Origin of the sequence: Mycoplasma enhydrae, from assembly GCF_025779955.1 — a bacterium.
Lineage (GTDB): Bacteria > Bacillota_I > Bacilli_A > Mycoplasmatales > Metamycoplasmataceae > Metamycoplasma > Metamycoplasma enhydrae.
Genome location: NZ_JAOXHI010000015.1, coordinates 1 through 4,731 on the forward strand (window position 1 = coordinate 1; position 4,731 = coordinate 4,731).

Genomic DNA, 4,731 nt, shown 5'->3' on the forward strand with positions numbered 1-4,731 from the left:
TTTTTTGCGGCTCATCGCTTAATTTGTTCTCTGAAAACTGAATATCGATAAATAATTTAGATTACTTCTATAGAATCACTATTAAACCAATCAATTTATTAGTACTGGTCAGCTGAATACATTGCTGTACTTACACCTCCAGCCTATCAACCTCATAGTCTATAAGGAATTTAATAGGGAATACTCATCTTTGAGGGGGCTTCCCGCTTAGATGCTTTCAGCGGTTATCCCTGCCGTACTTGGCTACCCAGCTATGCTTCTGGCGAAACAACTGGCACACCATCGGTACGTCCACTCCGGTCCTCTCGTACTAAGAGTAGCTCTCATCAATATTCCAACGCCCACATCAGATAGGAACCAAACTGTCTCACGACGTTTTGAACCCAGCTCGCGTACCGCTTTAATGGGCGAACAGCCCAACCCTTGGAACCGACTCCAGCTCCAGGATGCGATGAGCCGACATCGAGGTGCCAAACCTTCCCGTCGATGTGATCTCTTGGGAAAGATAAGCCTGTTATCCCCGGGGTAGCTTTTATCCGTTGAGCGACGGCCTTTCCACGAAGAACCGCCGGATCACTAAGTCCTGCTTTCGCACCTGCTCGACTTGTAGGTCTCACAGTCAATCACACTTCTACCTTTATGCTCTTTGATACGGTTTCTGACCGTATTGAGTGTAACTTTGAACGCCTCCGTTACCCTTTAGGAGGCGACCGCCCCAGTCAAACTACCCACCACACACTGTCCTCTTGCCAGATCATGGCAATAAGTTAGAAGTTCAACGTAACAAGGGTGGTATTTCAACGCTGACTCCACTTGGACTAGCGTCCAAGCATCATAGTCTCCCACCTATCCTACACAAGTTAAATCAAACTTCAATATGAAGTTATAGTAAAGCTCCACGGGGTCTTTTCGTCTAGATGCGGGTCTCCGGCGTCTTCGCCGGAACCATAATTTCACCGAGTCTAATGTCGAGACAGTTAAGAGATAATTACTCCTTTCGTGCAGGTCAGTATTTAGCCGACAAGGAATTTCGCTACCTTAGGACCGTTATAGTTACGGCCGCCGTTCACCCGGGCTTCACATCAATGCTTCGCATAAAGCTAACACCTTTGCTTAACCTTCGGGCACTGGGCAGGAGTCACCCCATATACATCGTCTTACGACTTAGCATAGAGCTGTGTTTTTGATAAACAGTTCCCCCTTACTATTCACTGCGGCCCACTTTTTAGGGTGGGCATCCCTTCTTGCGAACTTACGGGATGATTTTGCAGAGTTCCTTGACATTAGTTTTCTCGCTCGCCTTAGAATACTCATCTTGGGGACGTGTGTTCGTTCTCGGTACGGGTCTCTATGAATTTAGCGCTAGAAGCTTTTTTAAGAAGTATGAAATCATACAATTCGCTACTTGGTTGCCCTTTCACTATGCATCGTAGCTCCCGGTTAAGTTATGCGGATTTGCCTACATAACCCAGTTACTACTTACCCCACAATCCAATAAGTGGTAGTATTATCCTCCCCCGTCACTCCATCACATTCATAAAGGTAGTACAGGAATATTAACCTGTTGTCCATCGGCTACGCCTTTCGGCCTCGTCTTAGGGCCCGACTAACCCTGGGTGGACGAACCTTGCCCAGGAAACCTTCCCCAATAGGCGTCAGAGATTCTCACTCTGAATCGTTACTCATACCGGCATTCTCACTTGTAAGCGCTCCACCAGTCTTCACAGTCTGGCTTCAATGCCCTTACAACGCTCTCCTAACGCATTTTCATGCCCGTAGCTTCGGTATTGTGTTTTAGTCCCGTTAAATTATCGGCACAGAGTCTCTCGACTAGTGAGCTATTACGCACTCTTTAAACGATGGCTGCTTCTAAGCCAACATCCTAGCTGTTTAAGAAACTCCACAACCTTTCTCACTTAACACAATTTTGGGACCTTAGCTGACGATCTGGGTTGTTCCCCTCGCGTGCATCGACGTTATCACCGATGTACCGACTGCATAGTAATTCATGATAGTATTCGGAGTTTGATTATAGTCAGTACGGCTAGGCGCCGCCATTCCATATTCAGTGCTCTACCCCCATCACTTAACACTACACGCTAGCCCTAAAGCTATTTCGGAGAGAACCAGCTATCTCCAAGTTCGATTGGAATTTCACCCCTACCCACAAGTCATCCGGGCACTTTTTAGCGTACTACGGTTCGGTCCTCCACTTAGTGTTACCTAAGTTTCAACCTGCTCATGGGTAGATCACCTGGTTTCGGGTCTATATCAACATACTAAAGCGCCCTATTAAGACTCGATTTCTCTACGGCTTCGCTTTAATCCACTTAACCTTGCATGTTGACATAACTCGCCGGTCCATTCTGCAAGATGTACGCCATCACCCATTAACGGGCTTTGACTAACTGTAAGTAATTGGTTTCAGAATCTATTTCACTCCCCTCCCGGGGTTCTTTTCACCTTTCCCTCACGGTACTAGTTCGCTATCGGTGTCTGGTTAGTATTTAGCCTTACCGGGTGGTCCCGGCGGATTCAAACAGGGTTTCACGTGCCCCGCCCTACTCAGGATACTACAACGAGATTTACACATTTCGCATACGGGAATTTCACCTTCTATGTTTAAGCATTCCAACTTATTCTGCTATATGTAAATTTTGTAACTCTAAATGTAGTCCTACAACCCCAGCAACGAATGCTGGTTTAGGCTTTTCCCCTTTCGCTCGCCACTACTGAGGGAATCATTCTTTATTTTCTTTTCCTGCTGCTACTGAGATGTTTCAATTCACAGCGTGTCTCTTCATTCGACTATGTATTCATCGATATGATAATTGAGGTATTAGCTCAACTAGGTTTCCCCATTCGGAAATCCCCGGATCACAGCTTATTTCCAGCTAACCGAGGCTTATCGCAGGTAATCACGTCCTTCATCGACTTCCAGACCCAAGGCATTCACCAAAAACTCTTATCTTGTTTAATAGTTTTAATTTATATTTATGTATGACCTATTGTTTTGTCTTTTTATTATAGATGTTTATTCTATAGGTTGATCTAAACTTTGAAATATTAATAATTTTAATTTTTCAATGTCGATATTCAGTTTTCAAAGAACAAGAGAGATAAATCTCTCAAAACTGGATACGAATAATTTTTCCATAACAATGTACTCCGTAGAAAGGAGGTGATCCATCCCCACGTTCTCGTAGGGATACCTTGTTACGACTTCACCCCAGTCACCAGTCCTACCTTAGGCGGTCGCCTCCGAGGTTAGCAAACCGACTTTGGGTATTACCAGCTCCCATGGTGTGACGGGCGGTGTGTACAAGACCCGAGAACGTATTCACCGCAGCATAGCTGATCTGCGATTACTAGCGATTCCGACTTCATGGAGTCGAATTGCAGACTCCAATCCGAACTGAGATCGGCTTTTTGAGATTTGCTCCATGTCGCCATATTGCTTCTCTTTGTACCGACCATTGTAGCACGTGTGTTGCCCCACTCGTAAGAGGCATGATGATTTGACGTCATCCCCACCTTCCTCCCAGTTACCCAGGCAGTATCTCTAGAGTCCTCGACTTGACTCGTTAGTAACTAAAGATAGGGGTTGCGCTCGTTGCAGGACTTGACCAAACATCTCACGACACGAGCTGACGACAACCATGCACCATCTGTCACTCCGTTAACCTCCACTATATCTCTATAGCTTTGCGAAGGATGTCAAGAGTGGGTAAGGTTCTCCGCGTATCTTCAAATTAAACCACATGCTCCACCGCTTGTGCGGGTCCCCGTCAATTCCTTTAAGTTTCACTCTTGCGAGCATACTACTCAGGCGGATCATTTAATGCGTTAGCTGCGTCAGTGAATCCTCCACCGACTAATGATCATCGTTTACAGCGTGGACTACCAGGGTATCTAATCCTGTTTGCTCCCCACGCTTTCGTCCCTCAGCGTCAGTATAGACCCAGTAAGCTGCCTTCGCCTTTGGTGTTCTTCCATATATCTACGCATTTCACCGCTTCACATGGAATTCCGCTTACCTCTATCTAACTCTAGTTTATCAGTATCCAAAGCGAGCCGGGGTTGAGCCCCGGGATTTGACTCCAGACTTAATAAACAGCCTACGAACGCTTTACGCCCAATAATTCCGGATAACGCTTGCGACCTATGTATTACCGCGGCTGCTGGCACATAGTTAGCCATCGCTTTCTGACAGGGTACCGTCAGCCTGGAAGCATTTCCTCAACCAGGTGTTCTTTCCCTATAACAGCACTTTACAATCCGAAGACCTTCATCGTGCACGCTGTGTCGCTCCATCAAGCTTTCGCTCATTGTGGAAGATTCCCTACTGCTGCCTCCCGTAGGAGTTTGGGCCGTATCTCAGTCCCAATGTGGCCGTTCAGTCTCTCGACCCGGCTAAACATCATAGTCTTGGTAAGCCATTACCCTACCAACTAACTAATGTTCCGCACCCTCATCCTTTAGCGGAGCTTTGGAGCTCCTTTCACAACAGAACCATGCGGTTCCATGCGTATCCGGCATTAGCCAATGTTTCCATTAGGTATTCCAATCTAAAGGGTAGATTAAGCACGTGTTACTCACCCATTCGCCGCTAGATTTCAAAAGAAACCTCGCTCGACATGCATGTATTAGGCACACAGCCAGCGTTCATCCTGAGCCAGGATCAAACTCTTAAAATTTGATTTTGGTTATTATGTTTTTGTTTTGTTTTTT

At 46.1% G+C, this 4,731-nt stretch carries 2 rRNA genes; both read right to left on the reverse strand.

The features are described 5' to 3' along the window. Positions 1-77: 77 nt before the first annotated feature. Positions 78-2,980, reverse strand: a 23S ribosomal RNA gene (locus OF364_RS02955). A 194-nt stretch (positions 2,981-3,174) separates the two neighbouring features. Further along, positions 3,175-4,697, reverse strand: a 16S ribosomal RNA gene (locus OF364_RS02960). Together the 16S and 23S rRNA genes form the textbook arrangement of a ribosomal RNA operon. Between the last annotated feature and the right edge of the window lie 34 nt (positions 4,698-4,731).